General features: G+C 70.0%; 16 protein-coding genes. 9 read left to right on the forward strand and 7 right to left on the reverse strand.

Going from position 1 to position 19,812, the window contains the following annotated elements:
- Positions 1-119 precede the first annotated feature (119 nt).
- Genes UG56_RS03860 through UG56_RS03870 form a run of 3 tightly spaced genes read left to right on the forward strand, consistent with a single transcriptional unit; the run spans position 120 to position 3,910 of the window.
- Positions 120-1,436: an MFS transporter gene (locus UG56_RS03860; protein ID WP_045547587.1), complete on the forward strand. Its 1,317-nt coding sequence runs from the start codon at positions 120-122 to the stop codon at positions 1,434-1,436.
- A gap of 54 nt (positions 1,437-1,490) precedes the next feature.
- Positions 1,491-3,134 carry an AMP-binding protein gene (locus UG56_RS03865; RefSeq protein ID WP_143054896.1) on the forward strand — a complete coding sequence of 548 codons (1,644 nt, stop codon included), beginning with the start codon at positions 1,491-1,493 and terminating at the stop codon, positions 3,132-3,134.
- Positions 3,135-3,142: 8 nt separating this feature from the next.
- A complete protein-coding gene (locus UG56_RS03870; protein WP_045547588.1) occupies positions 3,143-3,910 on the forward strand; it encodes a thioesterase family protein in 768 nt (255 codons plus the stop codon).
- 6 nt (positions 3,911-3,916) lie between these two features.
- On the opposite strand, the gene UG56_RS03875 is transcribed toward UG56_RS03870, so the two are convergent.
- On the reverse strand, positions 3,917-5,359 hold the full coding sequence (locus tag UG56_RS03875) for an MFS transporter (RefSeq protein ID WP_045547589.1): 1,443 nt from the start codon (positions 5,357-5,359) through the stop codon (positions 3,917-3,919).
- A 99-nt stretch (positions 5,360-5,458) separates the two neighbouring features.
- Here UG56_RS03875 and UG56_RS03880 point away from each other — a divergent pair, with 99 nt between their 5' ends.
- A complete protein-coding gene (locus UG56_RS03880) occupies positions 5,459-6,019 on the forward strand; it encodes a TetR/AcrR family transcriptional regulator (RefSeq protein WP_045547590.1) in 561 nt (186 codons plus the stop codon).
- Between the two features lie 13 nt (positions 6,020-6,032).
- Here UG56_RS03880 and UG56_RS03885 read toward each other — a convergent pair whose 3' ends face one another.
- Both UG56_RS03885 and UG56_RS03890 read right to left on the reverse strand, forming a co-directional pair.
- Complete coding sequence (locus UG56_RS03885; RefSeq protein WP_045547591.1) at positions 6,033-7,736, reverse strand: AMP-binding protein; 1,704 nt, start codon at positions 7,734-7,736, stop codon at positions 6,033-6,035.
- A 52-nt stretch (positions 7,737-7,788) separates the two neighbouring features.
- On the reverse strand, positions 7,789-8,268 hold the full coding sequence (locus UG56_RS03890) for an OsmC family protein (protein ID WP_045547592.1): 480 nt from the start codon (positions 8,266-8,268) through the stop codon (positions 7,789-7,791).
- 101 nt (positions 8,269-8,369) lie between these two features.
- Between UG56_RS03890 and UG56_RS03895 the strand changes: the two genes are divergently transcribed.
- The gene (locus UG56_RS03895; RefSeq protein WP_071326858.1) at positions 8,370-10,034 is read left to right on the forward strand and encodes an alpha-glucosidase; all 1,665 of its coding nucleotides are present in this window, start codon (positions 8,370-8,372) and stop codon (positions 10,032-10,034) included.
- Between the two features lie 6 nt (positions 10,035-10,040).
- On the opposite strand, the gene UG56_RS03900 is transcribed toward UG56_RS03895, so the two are convergent.
- The 4 genes from UG56_RS03900 to UG56_RS03915 all read right to left on the reverse strand — a co-directional run bounded on the left by UG56_RS03900 (position 10,041) and on the right by UG56_RS03915 (position 15,718).
- Positions 10,041-11,579, reverse strand: coding sequence for a glycoside hydrolase family 13 protein (locus tag UG56_RS03900; protein WP_256206416.1), 1,539 nt, complete (start codon positions 11,577-11,579; stop codon positions 10,041-10,043).
- A gap of 89 nt (positions 11,580-11,668) precedes the next feature.
- On the reverse strand, positions 11,669-13,171 hold the full coding sequence (locus tag UG56_RS03905) for an MFS transporter (RefSeq protein WP_071326859.1): 1,503 nt from the start codon (positions 13,169-13,171) through the stop codon (positions 11,669-11,671).
- A gap of 43 nt (positions 13,172-13,214) precedes the next feature.
- On the reverse strand, positions 13,215-14,384 hold the full coding sequence (locus UG56_RS03910) for a CaiB/BaiF CoA transferase family protein (protein ID WP_045550700.1): 1,170 nt from the start codon (positions 14,382-14,384) through the stop codon (positions 13,215-13,217).
- A 5-nt stretch (positions 14,385-14,389) separates the two neighbouring features.
- On the reverse strand, positions 14,390-15,718 hold the full coding sequence (locus UG56_RS03915; protein WP_045550701.1) for an SLC13 family permease: 1,329 nt from the start codon (positions 15,716-15,718) through the stop codon (positions 14,390-14,392).
- Between the two features lie 193 nt (positions 15,719-15,911).
- Here UG56_RS03915 and UG56_RS03920 point away from each other — a divergent pair, with 193 nt between their 5' ends.
- The 4 genes from UG56_RS03920 (at position 15,912) to UG56_RS03935 (ending at position 19,812) form a co-directional block, all read left to right on the forward strand.
- Positions 15,912-16,520: a TetR/AcrR family transcriptional regulator gene (locus tag UG56_RS03920; protein WP_045550715.1), complete on the forward strand. Its 609-nt coding sequence runs from the start codon at positions 15,912-15,914 to the stop codon at positions 16,518-16,520.
- A 28-nt stretch (positions 16,521-16,548) separates the two neighbouring features.
- Complete coding sequence (locus UG56_RS03925) at positions 16,549-18,216, forward strand: MFS transporter (RefSeq protein ID WP_045550702.1); 1,668 nt, start codon at positions 16,549-16,551, stop codon at positions 18,214-18,216.
- A 136-nt stretch (positions 18,217-18,352) separates the two neighbouring features.
- Positions 18,353-19,051 (forward strand): FadR/GntR family transcriptional regulator, encoded by a 699-nt coding sequence (locus UG56_RS03930; RefSeq protein ID WP_045550703.1) that lies wholly within the window; start codon positions 18,353-18,355, stop codon positions 19,049-19,051.
- Positions 19,051-19,812, forward strand: coding sequence for a sulfite exporter TauE/SafE family protein (locus UG56_RS03935; protein WP_045550704.1), 762 nt, complete (start codon positions 19,051-19,053; stop codon positions 19,810-19,812). Before UG56_RS03930 ends, UG56_RS03935 begins: the two co-directional genes overlap by 1 nt.

A 19,812-nucleotide genomic window follows, 5' to 3' on the forward strand; every position in this document is an offset into this window, starting at 1 on the left:
GACGATCATCACAAGCAACAAGAGGCACACCCCCTCTTTCGAGGGCATTCTTCCGGGGGTATCGGACGGGTGGTGACAGCCCCACACTCGGTTCACCAATCCGACAGGAAGGCACGATCATGGCCCAAATCGCGGCTAACCGAGCCGAGGTCGACGGGCGCACCATGCGCCGCGTCGCGACGGCGTCACTGACCGGCACGACCATCGAGTTCTACGACTTCCTCATCTACGGCCTGGCAGCGGCCCTGGTGTTCAACGCCATCTTCTTCCCCTCCATGGGCGGGCCCGAAGGCACCCTGGCCTCGATCGCGACCTTCGGCGTCGCGTTCGTCTTCCGGCCGCTCGGCGCGATCCTCTTCGGCCACTACGGCGATCGGATCGGCCGCAAGGCCACCTTGATCACGACCCTGCTGATCATGGGCACCTCGACGTTCGCGATCGGCCTCATCCCGAGCGTGGAGTCGATCGGCAAGAGCGCCGTGGTGATCCTGGTGCTGCTGCGCGCGCTGCAAGGCATCGCGCTCGGCGGCGAATGGGCCGGCGCCGCCCTCCTCACCACGGAGTACGCAGCCCACGGCCAGCGCGGCCGCTACAGCATGTTCCCGCAGCTCGGTCCCAGCCTCGGCCTGATCATCGCGGCCGGCGCGATGCTGACCACCTTCCGCCTGATGGAGCCCGACGCGTTCGCCGCCTGGGGCTGGCGGATCCCGTTCCTGGCCAGCGCCGTCCTGGTCGGCGTCGGCCTGTGGGTGCGCCTGAACATCGCCGAGACCCCGTCGTTCAAGAAGATCCAGTCGGCCGGCTCGCGCAGCGCGCTGCCGATCCTCGGCTGCCTGCGGGACCAGTGGCGGCAGGTGCTCCTCGGCGGCGGCATCATGGCAATCGTCTTCGGCGCCTTCTACACCGGCGCGAGCTTCATGGTCGCCCACGCGGTCGGCACCCTCGGCCTGAGCCTGACCCAGGCGCTGCTCGGGGTCATCGTCGCCGCGGTCGCGATGAGCGTGACGGTCATCGTCTCCGCCTGGCTCTCCGACGTGCTCGGCCGCCGGACGGTCCTGCTCCTGGGTGCCGCCTTCGGCATCGTGGCCGGCCCGCTGGCCTTCGGGGTCATGGAGCCCGGCAGCTTCGCGAGCTTCGCCCTCGGCAACAGCCTGCTGCTGTGCGTGCTCGGGCTCAACTACGGCCCGATCGCGGCGTTCCTGCCGGAGACCTTCCAGGCGAAGTACCGCTATACCGGCGCCGGACTCGGCTACAACATCGCAGGCATCCTGGGCGGCGCCGTCCCGCTCGTCATCGCCGAGGAGCTGCTGGCCCGGTGGGGCACCGACGGGATCGCGTACTTCCTCACCGCGCTGGCCCTGCTGAGCGTCGTCTGCCTGCTGGTCGCCAAGGAGACCAGCCGCGTGGAGCTCGACGCCGAGCCGGCACCCGCCTGATCCACCCCCTTTCGGGGGTGTGGCTGTGACCACGGTCTCGGTCATGCTCACGGCATGACCGAGACCTCATCCATCACCGCATCGTCGGCTCGTGGCGACATCGACGTTCCGCTCCTCGAGGAGACGATCGGAGCCAACTTCGAACGCACCGTCGCCCGCCACGGAGACCGTGAGGCCCTCGTCGAGATCGCCACCGGACGGCGCTGGACCTACGCCTCGCTGAACGCGGATGTCGACGCCCTCGCGGTCGGCCTCCGCAAGGCGGGCATCGGCAAGGGTGACCGGGTCGGCATCTGGGCCCCCAACTGCGCCGAGTGGACGATGGTCCAGTTCGCCACCGCGAAGATCGGGGCGATCCTGGTCAACATCAACCCGGCCTACCGCACCCACGAGCTCGCCTACGCGCTCAACCAGTCCGGGGTCCGGCTGCTGATCAGCGCGACCGCCTTCAAGACCAGCGACTACGTCTCCCTCGTCCGGGAGGTGGAAGGCGACTGCGGCGCGCTGGAGCAGACGGTCTTCCTGGGGTCACCGGAGTGGGAGTCCCTCCTGGCCGCAGGCCGTGGCGAGCGGCTGGCCGACCACGTCGACTACCCGCTCGACCCGAACGACGCGATCAACATCCAGTACACCTCCGGGACCACCGGCTTCCCGAAGGGCGCGACGCTCTCGCACCGCAACATCCTCAACAACGGCTTCTTCGTCACCGAGACGATCCACTTCACCGAGCAGGACCGGCTCTGCATCCCGGTGCCCTTCTACCACTGCTTCGGCATGGTGATGGCCAACCTCGGCTGCACCACCCACGGCGCGACCATGGTCATCCCGGGCCCCGGCTTCGACCCGCGTACGACGCTGCAGACGGTCCAGGACGAGAGGTGCACCGCGTTGTACGGTGTGCCGACGATGTTCATCGCGATGCAGGACGACCCGGAGTTCGCCTCGTTCGACCTCTCGACGCTGCGCACCGGGATCATGGCCGGCGCGCTGTGCCCGATCGAGGTCATGAAGCGCTGCGTCAGCGAGATGCACATGAGCGAGGTCGCGATCGCGTACGGGATGACCGAGACCTCGCCGGTCTCCTGCCAGACCCGCACCGACGACGACCTCGAGCGGCGCACCGAGACGATCGGCCGGGCCGCACCGCACGTCGAGATCAAGATCGTCGATCCGTCCACCGGCGAGGTGGTCCCCCGCGGCACCGCCGGCGAGTTCTGCACCCGCGGCTACTCGGTGATGCTCGGCTACTGGCCTCTGCACGATGAAGAGGGCTCGACCAAGACCGCCGAGGCGATCGACGCCGAGGGCTGGATGCACACCGGCGACCTGGCCGTGATGCGCGAGGACGGCTACTGCGTGGTGGTGGGAAGGATCAAGGACATGGTCATCCGTGGCGGGGAGAACATCTACCCGCGCGAGATCGAGGAGTTCCTCTTCACCCACCCCGACATCGCCGAGGCCCAGGTGGTGGGCGTGCCGGACGAGCGGTACGGCGAGGAGCTCTGTGCCTGGATCCGGATGCGCCCCGGGGCCGAGCCGCTGGACGCCGCCGCGGTCTGGGCCTTCGCCGACGGCAAGCTCGCGCACTACAAGTCGCCGCGCTACGTGCTCATCGTCGACGAGTTCCCGATGACGGTGACCGGCAAGGTCCGCAAGATCGACATGCGCGAGCAGAGCGTCGCTCTGCTCGGCCTGTGAGCCGCCGCATGGCCTATTGGCACCGCACCGGCCCGCACACGTTCACGCCGACCGAGCACGTCGGCGGCGCCTGGGACCTGAACACCCAGCACATCGCCACCCTGCTCGGCGTGCTCGCGCACGAGGTCGAGCGGGACCGCGACGCCCGCCGAGACGACGGGCTGCGGCTCACCCGGATCAGCTACGACATCCTCGGCACGATCCCGCTCGAGCCGGTCGACGTGGAGGTGGCCGTCCTCCGGGCGGGCCGCACGATCGAGCTCGTCGAGGCCCGGGCGAGCCACGGCGGCAGGCCCGTGGTGCTCCTCCGCGCCTGGCTCACCGCCGGCTATCCCACCGATGAGCTCGCGGGCACCGACCACCGGCCGATGCCCGCGCCCGACGAGGTCCCCGCCTGGGACATGACCACGCTGTGGGACGGAGGCTTCATCGCCTCGGTCCAGGTGCGTCGTTGCGACCTCGGCCCCGGGCGGGCGCAGACCTGGGTGCGTACGCCGCACCCGATCGTGGCCGGCGAGGAGGTGAGCCGGCTGGCGCAGGTCGCCGGCCTGCTCGACATCACCAACGGCGTCGCCGTCCGGGCCGACCCGAAGGAGGTCAGCTTCCCCAACCTCGACCTGACCGCGCACCTGTTCCGCGCTCCGGGCGACGGTTGGCTGGGCCTGGACACGACCGTCTCGTTCGGCCCCGAGGGCGCCGGCGTGACGACCACCGTGCTCCACGACGAGCACGGCGCCTTCGGCGTCAGTACGCAGTGCCTGACCGTCCGCCCGTGAGACATCTCAACCCGCGGCGGCGGCCATCGCGACGGCGGTGCTCGATCGGTTCGCACGCCGCGCGGCCACGAGGATGACCACCGCGACGAGGACGGCCAGGGCGTAGAACCCGGTCGCCACGTCGAAGACGGTCGAGTAGCCGTGGGCCTGGGTCACGGCGCCCGGCGCGGGGTCGTGGTGCACGGCGCTGCCGTAGACCACGGTGAGGAGGGCGAGCCCGATCGAGCCACCGATCTGATGGGCGGTGTTGACCAGCCCCGAGGCCGCGCCGGCGTCGCCCGGGTCCACCTCGGCCATCCCGAAGTCGGTGAGGAGGATGATCGCGATGCCCTGGCCGACACCCAGCACGAGCAGCGGCGGGAGGACCCACGCCACGGTGGTCGTGCTGTCGATCCGGCTGAGCCAGGCCATGCCGATCGCGGCGGTGGCCAGGGAGGTCAGCAGCAGCGCCGGCTTGCTGACCCGCGGGGCGGCCCAGCGCACGACGTACACCATCGCGAAGAACATGCCGGTCATCGGGATGTAGACGAACCCGGTGGCGAGCGGGCTGAGGCCGAGGACGTTCTGGAGATACTGCGAGAGGAAGTAGAACGTCGAGAACATCGCGCCGACGATCAGGATCCGGCCGACGTACGCCCCCGAGCGCTGCACGCTGCGGAAGAGCCGGAGCGGCACGATCGGCTGAGATGCCCGCAGCTCGACGAGCACGAAGGCGACGAGCAGGACCACCGACGCGGCCAGGGGAAGCACGGTTCGGGTGCTGGTCCAGCCGATCTCCGCGGCCTCGACGAGCCCGTAGACCAGTGCCGACATCCCGACGGTGACGCTCAGCGCTCCAAGCACGTCGACGCGGCCGGGCTGAGGCTCGGTCTCTGGCAGGAAACGCGGGGAGAGCGCGAGGATCAGGATCCCGATCGGGACGTTGACCAGAAGGCCCCAGCGCCAGGAGAGGTACTCGGTGAAGACGCCGCCGACGATGATCCCGACACTCGCTCCGGCGCCGATGACCGCGCTGTAGATGGCGATCGCCCGGGTGCGCTCCCCCGGTTCGGGAAAGGTCGTGATCAGGAGCGCCAACGTCGACGGGATCGCGAGAGCCGAGGCCACGCCCTGCAACGTGCGTGCCGCGACGAGAAGGCCGGCCGAGGGCGCCAGTCCGGCCAGCAGCGAGGCCGCGGTGAACAGCGCCGCGCCGGCGATGAAAACGCGCCGCCGGCCGAACAGGTCACCGGCTCGTGCGCCGAGCAGCAGGAGGCCTCCGAAGGCGAGGACGTAGGCGTTCTGGATCCAGGACAACGAGGAGTCGGTGAAGCCGAGCTCCGCCTTGATGTGGGTCAACGCCGTGGTCACGATCGAGGCGTCGAGGGTCATCATCAGCTGGCAGCCGAGGATCACCATGAGCACGACCGCCCGGTGACGGCCACGGGCGCTCGGGGGTGTCTGGGACATGCGTACACACTTCCTAAGTAACTAACGAGTTGGTTTCTTCAGTGAAGCACTGATCCTCGAAAAAGACAACTAACTAGTTACTTGCTTTAGAGTGGGCACATGGCCAGAGACTCCGAGGCGACCCGTGCCCGCATCCTCGACGCTGCCGAGGCCGAGTTCGCGGCGTACGGCATCGCCGGTTCGCGCGTCGACCGGATCGCCGATGCGGCGCTCGCGAACAAGGCGCTGATCTACAAGTACTTCGGCACCAAGGACGAGCTCTTCGACGCCGTCTTCGCGCACCGGGTGCTCGCGTTCGTCGACGAGGTCGAGTTCGACGCGACCGACCTGCCCGGCTACGCCGGGCGGTCCTTCGACCTCTACGAGCGCTTCCCCACGACCCTTCGGCTGACCACGTGGTATCAGCTCGAGCGCCCGGACGGGAAGCTCCCGGCGATCGTCGCCTCCAACGACGCGAAGCTCGCCAAGATCGAGGAGGCACAACGCGCCGGGAAGCTGACGACGGCCTACTCGCCGCTCGAGCTGCTCACCGAGGTGCGCGCGCTCGCGATGAGCTGGCACCTCCACACCCCCGAGCTGGCTCTCGTACGCCGCCCGAGCCGTGCCAGGTGCCGGGAGGTCGTCGTCGAGAGCGTCCGGCGCCTGGTGGAGCACGACTAGCGAGACACCACCCCTAGCTGCGAGGGAAGAAGTCCTCGTAGCGGTGCTCGCCCGGCGGCCGCTGGTCGACCACGTCCTGCTCACGCACCCGGAGCTCGACGCGGCGGATCTTCCCGGAGATCGTCTTGGGCAGGTCGAAGAACTCCAGGCGACGCACGCGCAGGTAGGGCGGCAGGTGGTCGCGGGCGAACTCGAGGATGGCCTTGGCGGTCTCGGCGGTCGGCTCGTGGCCCGAGGTGAGCGAGACGTACGCCTTGGGGACGGCCAGCCGCACCGGGTCCGGGGCGGGGACGACCGCGGCCTCGGCCACGGCGGGGTGCTCGATCAGGACCGACTCCAGCTCGAAGGGCGAGACCTTGTAGTCGGAGGCCTTGAAGACGTCGTCGGTGCGCCCGACGTAGGTGATGTAGCCGTCCTCGTCGCGGCCGGCGACGTCGCCGGTGTGGAAGAAGCCGCCGCGCATCGCCTCGGCGGTGCGCTTCTCGTCGTCGCGGTAGCCGGTCATCAGCGTGGCCGGGTGCGCGGAGAGGTCGAGGCAGAGCTCGCCCTCGCCCGCTCCCTCGATCACGGTGCCCTCGATCGGGTCGACCAGCACGACCGGGACGCCGGGCAGCGCGCGACCCATCGATCCCGGCCGCACCGGCTGACCCGGGCTGTTGGCGACCGTCGCGGTCATCTCGGTCTGGCCGAAGCCGTCGCGGATGGTCAGGCCCCAGGCCTGGCGCACCTGGCTGATCACCTCGGGGTTGAGCGGCTCCCCCGCGCTGATCGCCTCACGTAGCGAGCCGCAGCCACCGCTGAGGTCGGCCTGGATGAGCATCCGCCACACCGTCGGCGGGGCGCACATGCTGGTGACGTGCTCCTCGCGGATCCGCTGCAGCAGGGTGGTCGCCTCGAAGCGCGTGTAGTTGAGGACGAAGACCGTGGCACCGGCCAGCCACGGCGCGAAGAAGTTCGACCAGGCGTGCTTGGCCCAGCCGGGGCTGGAGATGTTCATGTGCACATCGCCGGGGCGCAGCCCCAGCCAGTACATCGTCGACAGGTGCCCGACCGGGTAGGTGTAGTGGGTGTGCTCGACCAGCTTCGGCCGGCTCGTGGTGCCGCTGGTGAAGTAGAGCAGCAGCGCGTCGGTGGTGGCGTTGCCGGGGTGCTCCAGCGGCTCCTGGCTCTCCTCGGCGGCCTCGGCGTAGCCGTGCCAGCCGTCCTGCTCCCCCACGCTGATCCGCACGTAGTCACCGGGCACGCCGTCGAACTTGCCCGTGTCCTCGGCGTTGCAGACCACGGCCTTCGCCCGTCCTCGGGCGAGCCGGTCGACCAGCTCGGCCGTGCCGACGGCCGTGGTGGTCGGCATCAGGACCGCGCCGACCTTCATCGCGGCGAGCATCGTCTCCCACAGCTCGACCTGGTTGCCGAGCATGACGACCACGCTGTCGCCTCGCCCGATCCCGAGACGGCGGAGGTAGCGCGCCACCGCGTCCGAGCGACGGGCGAGCTCGTCGAAGGAGTACGCCGCTCGCGACCCGTCCGCCTCCGCGATGATCAGCCCCGGCGCGTCGTTGCCGCGCGCCATCGGGTCGAACCAGTCGTGGGCGAAGTTGAAGCTCTCCCCCACGTCGGGCCAGCGGAAGGTCTCGAGTGCCGCGGCGTAGTCGAGGCGCTGGGCGATCAGCGCGTCCCGGGCGGCAAGCAGGGCATCCGTCGAAGTCGTACTCGTCATGACGGCATCTTCGTGGCGCGCCCGACTCCCGACCTACCCCCGGAAGAGGGTGCTAGAGCCTCAGGCCGCCGACGATCACGGTGGGCTCGGTCTCGACCGGGAAGTTCACGCTGTTGGCGATGAAGCAGTCCAGGTGGGCCTGGTGGTGGGCAGTGGTCGCGGCCTCGATCATGGACTCGTCGGCCACCGTGACGACCGGGTGCAGCACGGCGCGGGTGAACCGGCCGCCGGTCCCCTGCGTCTCCATGGTGGCGGTCGCGGCGTCGTGGTAGTCGAGCACGACCACACCCACCGTCACCGCCTGGTGCAGGTAGGAGAGCATGTGGCACTGCGCCAGCGAGGCCAGCAGGAGCTGCTCGGGGTTGTGCCGGCTCGCGTCGCCCCGGAAGGTCGGATCGGCCGAGCCAAGGATGTCGGGCAGCCCGTCGATGCGTACGACATGGTCTCGGGAGTAGTCGCGGTAGCCGCTGGTCCCGGTGCCACGGTTGCCCGTCCACTCCACCGAGACCGCGTAGTCGTGGGTCAGTGCCATGCCCACACGCTAGCGGCCGCCCGAGCGCGGCAAGCATGCGCGGCGACCGACCCGGTTACCGCTTGCGGGGACCGCCGTCCGCTCACCAGGAGGAAACCAGGATGCCTTCGAACCTCACCGAACCCGCTGGTCGCACCGGACCGGGCTGGTGGCGATCCGCTGTCGTCTACCAGGTCTACCCGCGCAGCTTCGCCGACGGGAACGGGGACGGTGTGGGCGACCTGCGCGGGATCAGGGACCGGCTCGACCACCTCGAGTGGCTCGGGGTCGACGTGCTGTGGATCTCGCCGGTCTATCCCTCGCCGATGGCCGACAACGGCTACGACGTCAGCGACTATCACGACGTCGACCCGACGTACGGGACGCTTGCGGAGCTGGACGCGCTGATCGCCGAGCTCCATGAGCGGGGGATGAAGCTGGTGATGGATCTGGTCGCGAACCACACCTCCGACGAACACCCCTGGTTCGTGGACTCGACCATGAGCCCCGAGAGCCCGAAGCGCGACTGGTACTGGTGGCGCGAGGAGCCCAACAACTGGGGCTCGTTCTTCTCCGGGCCGGCCTGGACCTACAGCGAGGGCAGGGCCGCCTACTACCTGCACCTGTTCAGGAAGCAGCCGGACCTCAACTGGGAGAACCCCGAGGTCAGGCAGGCGGTCTACGAGGTGATGCGCTGGTGGCTCGACCGTGGCGTCGACGGCTTCCGGATGGACGTGGTGAACCTGATCTCCAAGGACCCGGAGCTGCCGGAGGCGCCGGTCCTGCCGGGGCAGCGCTACGGCAACATGCGCGGGTCGGTGATCGACGGGCCGCGCGTCCACGAGTTCCTCGCCGAGATGCACCGGGAGGTCTTCGACCGCTACGACCGCGACCTGCTGCTCGTCGGGGAGACCGGCGAGACGACGGTCGAGGAAGGCCGGAAGTACACCGATCCGGCACGCCGCGAGCTCGACATGGTCCTGCACTACGAGCACGTCGAGATCGACCACGGCACCTTCAAGTGGGACGTACGCCCCTTCGACCTCGGTCGCCTCCGCGACCGGTTCGCGGCCTGGCAGGAGGGCCTGGCGGACGTGGGCTGGAACAGCCTCTACTGGGACAACCATGACCAGCCGCGGGTGGTGTCGCGGTACGGCAACGACGGCCGCTGGCGGACCGAGTCGGCCAAGCTGCTCGCGACCGTCCTGCACCTGCAGCGGGGCACCCCGTTCGTCTACCAGGGCGACGAGATCGGGATGACGAACTTCCCGTTCGCCTCCATCGACGAGTTCGACGACGTGGAGGCGGTGAACTACTACCACGAGGCGATCGCCGCCGGCCATGATCACGAGGACGTGATGCGCTCGCTGCGGGCGATGTCTCGTGACAACGGACGCACGCCGATGCAGTGGGACGCCTCCCCCGGTGCCGGATTCACCACCGGGAAGCCCTGGCTCGCCGTCAACCCGAACCACACCGAGATCAACGTCGCCGCACAGCGTGAGGACCCGGACTCGGTGCTCTCGCACTATCGCCGGCTGATCCGGCTGCGGCACGAGGACCCGGTGGTGGTCGACGGTGACTTCAGCCTGCTCGCCGAGAGCCATCCGCAGCTCTTCGCCTTCCGCCGGCGTCACGAGAGCGGGCAGCTGACGGTGCTCGCCAACTTCAGCGGCACCGAGGCCGACCTCGGCGAACTCGTCGAGGAGTGCCGGGGCGAGCTGGTCGTCGGCTCCGGACGCGGTCCGGTGATGGCGCCGTGGGAGTCGCGGGTCTACCGCCGCTGACCCGGCTCAGCCGTCGTCGTCGAGCAGCCAGACCGCGGTGTCCGGCGGCAGCTCGGCGCCGACGGGCTCGCCGCTGCAGATCACCACGTCGCCGGAGGGCAGGGGCGTCGGCACCGCCCCGCAGTTGAGGACGGCGGTCAGCCGGCCGCGACGGAAGGCGATGACGTCGTCGGGCATGTCGAGGAAGCTCACCTCGCTCCCCCGGGCGTAGCGGCGCCGGGACGCGATCGCCGACCGGTAGAACTCCAGGGTCGAGCCGGGCCTGCCGGTCTGTGCTGCCACGGTCAGGTCGGCCCACTGCACCGGCTGCGGCAGCCAGGGCTGTCCCTCGCCGGGACCGAAGCCGAAGGGCGGCGCGTCGCCGCTCCACGGCAGCGGCACCCGGCAGCCGTCGCGGCCGTTCCCGCCCTTCGCCCACGGATCCTGCTGGTGCTCCGGGGGCAGCTCCACGTGCGGCAGCCCGAGCTCCTCGCCCTGGTAGAGGTACGCCGACCCGGGCAGCGCCAGCATCGTCAGCGTCGCCGCGCGGGCGCGGGCGAGCGCCTGGGCCCCGTCGCCGTAGCGGGTGCGGTGGCGTACGGCATCGTGGTTGGAGAGCACCCACGTCGGCCAGGCCCGAGACGGGCGCAGCGCCTCCAGGGTGGACACGATCGCCTCGGTGAACTGGACCGCCGACCACGGCGACTGCAACCACTGGAAGTTGAACGCCTGCTCGAACTCGTCGGCACGCAGGTAGCCACGCAGGTTCGCCGGGCCCTGGGTCCACGCCTCGGCGATCAGCATCCGCTCGCCGGGGTAGGAGGAGACGACCTCGTGCCAGTCCCGGTAGACCTCGTGAACGTCCGGGTGGTCCCACATCGGGTCGTCCTCGATGCCGGCGTCGTACATCACCGCAGGGTCGGAGTTGGGTTCCTGTCCCTCCGGGACGCGCTGGTCCCGCAGCGCCTTGACCAGGCCGTGGGCGACGTCGACCCGGAAGCCGTCGACGCCCCGGTCCAGCCACCACCGCAGCACGGACCTGAACTCCTCGGCCACCTCCGGATGGCGCCAGTTGAGGTCGGGTTCCTCCTCGGCGAACATGTGCAGGTACCACTGCCCGTCATCGATCCGCGTCCACGCCGGGGCGCCGAAGACGGAGGTCCAGTTGGTCGGCGGCTCGTCGCCGTCGTCCCCTCGACCGTCGCGGAAGATGTAGCGATCACGCTCCGGCGAGCCGGGACCGGCCGCGAGCGCCTCGGCGAACCACGGGTGGTCCGAGGAGGTGTGGTTGGGGATCAGGTCGATGATCACCTTCAGGCCCACCTCGTGCGCCTTGGTGAGCAGGTCCTCGGCGTCGGAGAGCTTCCCGAAGAGCGGGTCCACGCCACGCGCGTCGGTGACGTCGTAGCCGTAGTCCTTCTGCGGCGAGGGATAGAACGGCGAGAGCCAGATCGCGTCCACACCGAGGCCGGCCATATGGTCCAGCCGCGAGGTGATCCCCGCGAGATCCCCGGTACCGTCCCCGTCCGCATCGGCGAACGAGCGCGGATATATCTGGTACGTCACGGCCTCACGCCACCATGGAGAATCCACGGAGCCCCAGTAACCGGACACCGCTCAGGTCATGCCTCCGCCGGCGCCGCAGGGGGCCGACGTCAGCCGTCGTGGTCGGCCGGGTGCAGCTGCGTCCCGGTCACACCGCAGTGCGCACATGTCTCGATGTGCACGCGGTGCTCGTCAGGCTCGGGTGCGGCCGCCAGCGGGCGGCGTACGAACGCCACCGCGATCAGCGCGCCGAGGATCAGGAGGCCGGCGTCGAGGACCATCGCCATGCCGTAGCCGGCGTCGAAGGCCTTCGGGTCGGTGTAGTCGTCGCCGGCGATCCCGACCGCCGCCGGGACGACGGCCACGGCCAGCAGCCCGGCGGTCCGGGCCACCGCGTTGTTGACCCCCGAGGCGATGCCGGCATGCCGGTCGTCGGCCGCATCGAGCACGGTCGCGGTCAGCGGTGCGACCAGCAGGGTGAGCCCGGTGGCGAAGAGCAGGACCGGCGCGAGCACGTCGAGGACGTACGACGCCTGGGGGCCGATCCGCCCCATCCAGAGCACCCCACCGGCCGCGAGCAGCGGCCCGAGGGTCATCGGGAGACGCGGGCCGATGCGTTGGGCCAGCGCGCCCGCGCGGGACGAGAAGAGCAGCATCACCACGGTCACCGGGAGCATGGCCGATCCCGCGGCGAGGGGTGACCAGCCGCTGACGACCTGGAGCTGCAGGACGAGCAGCACGAAGATCACCCCGAGCGCGGCGTAGACGAGCAGGGTGACCGCGTTGGCCGCGCTGAACTGCGGGTTGCGGAAGAGCTCGAGCGGCACCAGCGGGTGGGTCGATCGGGCCTCGACGATCACGAAGGCGGCCAGGCACGCGACGCCGGCTGCCGCGGTCGCCGCCACCGAGCCGGCGAACCCGACCTCGCCCGCACGGGTCAGCCCGAAGGTCAGGGCGCCCAGCCCGGCCGCGGCGAGCACCGTGCCGGTCAGGTCGAGCCGGCCACGTGCGTCCGGGTCGCGGCTCTCCGGGACGTGGCGCGTGGCCACCACCACGATCAGCACCGCGACCGGCACGTTGACGAGGAAGACCAGCCGCCAGTCGAGCTCGACCAGCCAGCCGCCGACGAGCGGCCCGATCGCGGCCGCGATGCCGCTGAGCCCCGACCAGGCGCCCACGGCTGCGGACCTGTCGTCGGCGTGGAACGACGCGGCGATGATCGCCAGGCTCCCCGGGGTCAGGAGCGCGCCCCCGACCCCCTGCAGCCCGCGCGCCGCGATCAGCAGATCGATGGAGGGCGCCAGCCCGCACAGCAACGAGGCGACGGCGAACCACACCACGCCGATCAGGAACACCCGGCGTCGTCCGAAGCGGTCGCCGAGCGAGCCACCGAGGAGGATCAGCGCCGCGAGGCTCAGCGTGTAGGCGTTGACCGTCCACTGCAGGCCCGAGAAGCCGGCGTCGAGATCCTCCCCGATCCGGCCGAGGGCGACGTTGACGACGGTCGAGTCGAGCATCGCCAGCCCCGAGCCCAGCACCGTGGTCAGCAGCACCCAGCGACCCTGGGCACTCTTCAGCCGGAGAGGGGCGCCGTCGCTCGGAGATTCGTCCATGATCCTGGAGTATCCCAGCCGGGCGCCCCTCCCTCTCCTCATTTCAGGCCTGGTCCGCCACCCACGTACGCAGCTGGGAGCCGTGCTGGTCGAGGGTGGGCGGCGCGGCGTGGTCGGACGGCGTCACCTCGGCGCCCTCCGCGAAGAAGCGCAGCGGCGGTCCGGGCAGGGTGAGGTGGCCCAGGGTGGAGTGGTCGACGTCGATCAGCAGACCCTGGCTGGCCGTCTGCTCCCATGCGTAGACCTCGTCCAGGGAGCGCACCTTGCCGGCCGGGACACCGGCCTCGGCGAGCTTGGCGAGCAGCTCCTCGGCCGGCCACGGCGCGAACAGCCCCTCGACCAGCTCGACGACCTTCTCCCGGTTGGCCGCGCGCTCGGGGTTGGTGGCCATCCCGTCGAGGTCGGGCGAGATGTCGAACGCGGTGCAGAACCGCCGCCACAGCCCCTCGCTCCCCACCGCGATCTGCACGGTCCCGTCGGCGCAGCGGAACAGGCCGTACGGGGAGATGCTCGGGTGGTGGTTGCCCTGCGCTCGGCCGACCTCGCCCGCCACCGTCCAGCGGGTGCCCTGGAAGCCGTGGACGCCGACGACGGCGGAGAGCAGCGAGGTGCGGACGACGGTGCCGCGACCGGTGCGATCCCGCTCGTGAAGAGCGGCGAGCACGCCGTAGGCGCCGTACATCCCGGCCAGCAGGTCGGCGATGGGGGTGCCGACCCGCTGGGGGTCATCGGGGCCCGAGCCGGTGAGCGACATCAGGCCGGCCTCGCCCTGTGCGATCTGGTCGTAGCCGGACCGTCCGCCCTCGGGGCCGTCGTGGCCGAACCCGGTGATCGAGAGCACGACGAGGCGTGGATTGCGGGCCTGGAGCTCGTCGATGCCGAGCCCGAGACGATCGAGGACACCCGTGCGGAAGTTCTCGATGAGCACGTCGGCCCGGTCGACCAGCCGCAGCAGCACGTCCTTGTCGTCGGTGTCCTTGAGGTCGAGGGTGATCGACTCCTTGTTGCGGTTGGCCGAGAGGAAGTACGTCGCCTCCCGCTGTCCCTCCTCCCCCACGAACGGCGGACCCCAGCCGCGGGTGTCGTCGCCGTGCCCGGGCGCCTCCACCTTGATGACCCGGGCGCCGAGGTCACCCATCATCATCGCGGCGTGCGGCCCGGCCAGGGCGCGGGAGAGGTCGAGGACGACGACGTCGTCGAGTGGTCCACGCATGCGCGTCACCAGCCCGGGAGGACCATGGTGGCCCAGACCAGGAGGGGACCGACGAGCACCACGATGACGCTGTAGCCGAGGATCTGCTTGTAGTAGCGCTCCTCGGTGATGCTCTCGGGCCGGTTGGCCAGCATGAGAGCGCCGTTGGTGGAGAACGGGCTCACGTCGACGATGGTCGAGGAGATCGCCAGCGCTGCCACGAACATCGCCGCCGAGATGCCGCCCTCGGCGATCAGCGGCACCGCGATCGGGATGATCACCGGCAGCAGCGCCGTGGAGGACGCGAACGCGGAGACCACGCCGCCGACGTAGCAGAGGATGAGCGCGCCGATCGCCGCGGCGCCCAGGCCCGCGGCCCAGCCACCCACGAACTCCGGCGATCCGGCGGTGTTCAGGATCGTGGCGTACGTCGAGACGCCGGCGACCAGGAGCACGGTCGGCCAGGCGATCTGGCGGATGGCGTCCTTGTGCTGGCTCGGCGAGAGCGCCGCGAGAACGGTCGCCGCGGTGATCGAAGCGAAGCCGATGTTCTTGTCGAAGAACAGGGCGATGGCGGCCACGATCACGAAGGCGGCCAGGGTCAGGACCTGCTCGGTGCGGATGCCCGGCTTGGTGCCGGTCGGGGCGACGGTGCCGTAGCCGCGGGCCGGGACGGTCACGCCGCCCTCGTTCAGCTCACCCGGTACGCCGGCGGCGGCGCTGGCCGCCTCGTCGGGGTCGAGCCGCGTGTTCATCAGCGCACGTCCACCGAGGGCGAAGAAGAGGATCGTCGCCATGATCAGGTTGACCACCAGGCTGGTCAGGAAGACCGTCATCTCGCTGGCGGGCAGGCCGTTGTCGACCATGACCGAGTTGGTGATCGTGCCGTAGATGCTGATCGGCGAGAAGCCACCGCCCTGGGCGCCGTGCACGACGAACATGCCCATCATCAGCGGGTTGATCTTGTAGCGGCCCGCGAAGCCGAGCGCCACCGGGCCGATGATCGCGCAGGCCGCCGGGCTGGCGGCACCCATGGCGGTCAGCAGCGCGGTCACCGCGAACATCACCCACGGGATGAGCGCGACTCTTCCGCCGACCGCGCGGACGGCGCTGCTGACGATCAGGTCGACCGTGCCGTTGTTCCTCGCGATCGCGAACAGATAGGTGACACCTATCAGCGTCAGGATCAGGTCGGCGCTGACGCCGGCGAGGATCTCCTTCTCGTCGAGGTTCAGCGCGAACATCCCGACCAGCCAGGCCGCGACGTACGCCAGAGCTCCCATGTTGATCGGCAGCAACGTGCCGGCCACGAACAAGGCGACCAACGCGATGATCGCCACCCATTCCGGTCCCATCGGACTTCCCTTCTGTTTGGCCCCCACGTGGCGCCGGTGTGACTCGCATCACCATCGGCTCAGTGGCCTAGCCAATAGGACAATCCCGGGAACGTCAATACCGAAAGCCGACTTGCCTGGAACGAAACGACTCCGTACCATCTTTTGAAACGAAACCGTACCGTTTCATCCACGACCGATCTGCGAGGTGCCGATGTCCCCCACCCGAGCCGCCCGAGCCGCCGCTGACGCGCAGTCTCGCCCGCGAGTCGAGGGTGAGCGGGAGCAGGAGATCTTCGACGCGACGATCGACATCCTGGCCGAGCTGGGCTACGACCGGCTCACGATGGACGCCGTCGCCGGGCGGGCCAAGGCCTCCAAGGCGACGCTCTACCGCCGGTGGAACGGCAAGGCCCAGCTCGTGATCGACGCGCTCACCTCGACCAAGGAGCCGATGACGGCTCCCGACACCGGCGACCTGCGCGAGGACCTGCTGGGCGCATTCTGCGGCATGGGCGGTCTCACCGACCAGCGCCAGATCGCGATCTTCGGCAGCGTCGTCACCGCGATCACCCGTGATGCCGAGTTCGCCGAGGCGTTCCGGCGCGGCGTCGTCGGTCCCAAGAAGGCCATCGCGACCGAGATGTTCCGCCGCGCGCAGGAGCGCGGCGAGCTCCGCGACGACCTCGATCTCGAGCTGATCTCCTCCGCCCTCCCGGGCATCGTCCTGCACCACACATTCCTCCTCGGGGAGCCGCCGACGAACCAGCTGATCGCCAAGGTGGTCGACCAGCTGATCCTCCCTGCCGTGATCCGCGGCTGACTCCAACCCACACCAAGGAATCCAACTGATGACCAACACCGAATCCCTCGGCGCCGAAGGGACGATCTCCCCGACCGCGCCGCCGGAACAGGAGAAGGCCAAGGTCCCGCACGCCGGTCTCGCCCTCGTCCTCATCCTCACCGCTCAGCTGATGGTGGTGCTCGACTCGACCATCGCCAACATCGCGTTGCCCTACATCGGTAGGGACCTCGACATCTCGCAGGCCAACCTGACCTGGATCGTCACCGGCTACGCGCTCGCGTTCGGTGGCCTGCTGCTCCTCGGCGGCCGCCTCGGCGACCTCTACGGACGGCGCCGCCTGTTCATGAGCGGCCTCACCGTCTTCGCGATCGGCTCGCTGCTCGGCGGTCTCGCGCAGAACGAGGCACTGCTGCTGGGCTCGCGAGGCCTGCAGGGTGTCGGTGCCGCGCTCGCCGCACCGGCGGCGCTCGCGCTGATCACCACGACGTTCCCCGCCGGTCCGCAGCGCAACCGCGCGATGGCGGCGTACGCGACCATGTCGGGAATCGGCGCCGCGATCGGCCTGATCCTCGGCGGGTGGCTCACCGGCCTCGACCAGCCCCTGGGCGTCGACGGCTGGCGGCTCACCTTCCTGATCAACGTCCCGATCGGCCTGGGCGCCGCCTTCGCGGCTCCCCGCATCCTGCGGGAGTCGGAGAAGCACACCGGCTGGCTGGACATCCCGGGCGCCATCACCGGCACCCTCGGCCTGCTGGGCATCGTGTTCGGTCTCTCCCGCGCCGGCGAGGAGGCCTACGGCTGGGACCACGTCCAGACCATCAGCTCGCTCGTCGCGGGCGTCGCCCTGCTGATCGCGTTCGTCGTCATCGAGTCGCGGGTCGACCACCCGCTGCTGCCGATGCGGATCTTCGCGAACCGGACACGGGCCACGAGCTTCGTGGCCATGATGATCGCCCCGGCCGCGATGTTCGCGATGTTCTTCTACCTGAGCCTGTTCGTGCAGCAGATCAAGGGGTTCAGCCCGCTCGAGGCCGGCTTCTCGTTCCTGCCGTTCTCGTTCGGCATCGTGATCGGTGCAGCCGTGTCGTCCAACCTGGTGGCCCGGATCGCTCCGCGCTACCTCGCCGGCACGGGCACCCTGCTCGCCGCGATCTCGTTGTTCATGTTCTCCCGGATCGACGTCGACGACAGCCCCTCGGCCGTCCTCTCGGCGCTCGGCGCGGGCAACCCCGTCGGTGCCGACGTGAACTACTGGACCAACCTGTTCCCGTACATCATCCTGATGGCGATCGGCATGGGCATGGTGTTCGTGCCGCTCACCCTGACCGCGGTGCACAACGTGCGGACCGAGGACTCGGGCATCGGCTCCGGCGTCCTCAACACGATGCAGCAGGTCGGCGGTGCGCTCGGCCTCGCGATCCTGAGCACGGTGGCGCTCCAGTTCAGCAACGACCGTGGTCATGACATCGCTGCTCCGCTGCGCGACGGCATCACCAAGGCCGGGATGGACCCGAACGCCCTGATCCCGGGCAGCGACCTGTCCTTCTTCCAGGGCGCGCTGTTCCAGGGCACGTTCACCTCCGGCGCCCAGGCGGCGTTCCTGGTCGGCTCCATGATGATGCTCGCGGCCTCCGCGGTCATCTGGATCTTCCTCAACGTCAAGCACACCGAGCTGGCGACGGACGGGCCGGAAGGCGGCGTGCACGTGGGCTGACCAGCCTGACACCGTACGACGACCGACGTGGCCGCTCCCTCCCGAGGGGCGGCCACGTCCCCGTTGTGACGTGTCCCACAGACATTGGTGGCCTAGCCAATAGGTCAATCCGCCCTGACGTCCATACTCTGTAGTCATGAGTGAGTCCGCGCGCTTTCCGCGTCCGCTGCAGCGAACCCGCCTGTACGAGCAGGTCGCGGAGCAGATCACGGCCTGGATCTCGGAGAAGGGCCTGAAGGCCGGCGACCGGTTGCCGCCGGAGCGACAGCTGGCCACGAGTCTCGGGGTGAGCCGGGCGACCCTCAGCCAGGCCCTCGTCGCGCTCGAGGTGATCGGCGTCGTCGCGGTGCGCCACGGCGACGGCACGGTGCTGACCGACAAGCCCAGGGTCGAGCGCATCACCGATGCGATCCGGGCTCACGCCGAGCGGATCCCCGACGTCATCGAGGCCCGGGATGCGCTGGAGACCAAGATCGCCGCGCTGGCCGCGCAGCGGCGTACGCCGGAGGACCTCGAGCACATCGACGCGGCACTGAAGGCGATGGAGGCCGACATCGAGGGCGGCGGCCGCGGCGTCCAGGGTGACGAGCTCTTCCATCGGGCGGTCACCGAGGCCGCCCACTCCCCTCTGCTCGAGCAGATGATGACCGAGATCAGCGAGCTGATCCGGGAGACGCGCATCGAGTCGCTCTCCCAGCCGGACCGGCCCAAGACCTCGCTCGCCGGCCACCAGAAGATCGCCGACGCGATCGCCTCGGGCGACGCCGAGGCCGCCGCGGCCGCGATGCACGGGCACGTCATGCTCGTCAGCGACGTCGCCCTGCTCCGCGACTGATGACCTGGGCCGACCAGCTCGCGGTGCTCGCCGCGGGCCTCGGCGCGGGCATCCTCACCTCCACGGTGGGTGTCGCCTCGCTGCTCAGCTTCCCCGTGCTGGTCGCCGTCGGGCTGCCGCCGGTGGTGGCCAACACCTCCAACACGGTCGGGATGACGCCGGCCGGGCTCAGCGGTTCCTTCGGCTACCGGCGCGAGCTGGCCGAGCATCCGGGCGTGACCGCGGCCGTGCTCGTGACGGCGGCCGGCGGCGGCATCGTCGGATCGCTGCTCCTGCTGTGGCTGCCGGGCTCGGTGTTCGAGGCGGTCGTGCCCTGGTTGATCCTGGGCACCTGCGTACTGGTGGGGGTCCAGCCGCGGCTGAGCCGGTTCCTGCGCCAGCATGCCGCCGATGACGAGCCGCGGGTGCGGATCTCGGGGCTCACCACGGTCTTCGCGACGCTGACCGGGGTCTATGGCGGCTACTTCGGCGCGGGGTCGGGCGTGATGATGATGGCCGTGCTCGGCCTCGGCACGGACCTGGAGTTCCGGACGGTCAACGCGCTCAAGACGTTCGCGGTGATGGCCTCGAACGTGGTCGCAACCGTGATCTTCCTGGCCATCGCCGACCTCGACTGGCTGGCCGTGGGACTGCTGGCGGGAGGCTCGGTCGTGGGCGGGTACGTCGGGGCCCACATCGGGCGGCGGCTGCCGGCCACGGTCCTGCGCTCGCTGATCGTCGTGGTCGGGATCGGCGCGGCGGCGCTCATGCTCGTGCGCTGA

This window comes from Nocardioides luteus (genome assembly GCF_000960475.2).
Classification (GTDB): domain Bacteria; phylum Actinomycetota; class Actinomycetes; order Propionibacteriales; family Nocardioidaceae; genus Nocardioides; species Nocardioides luteus_A.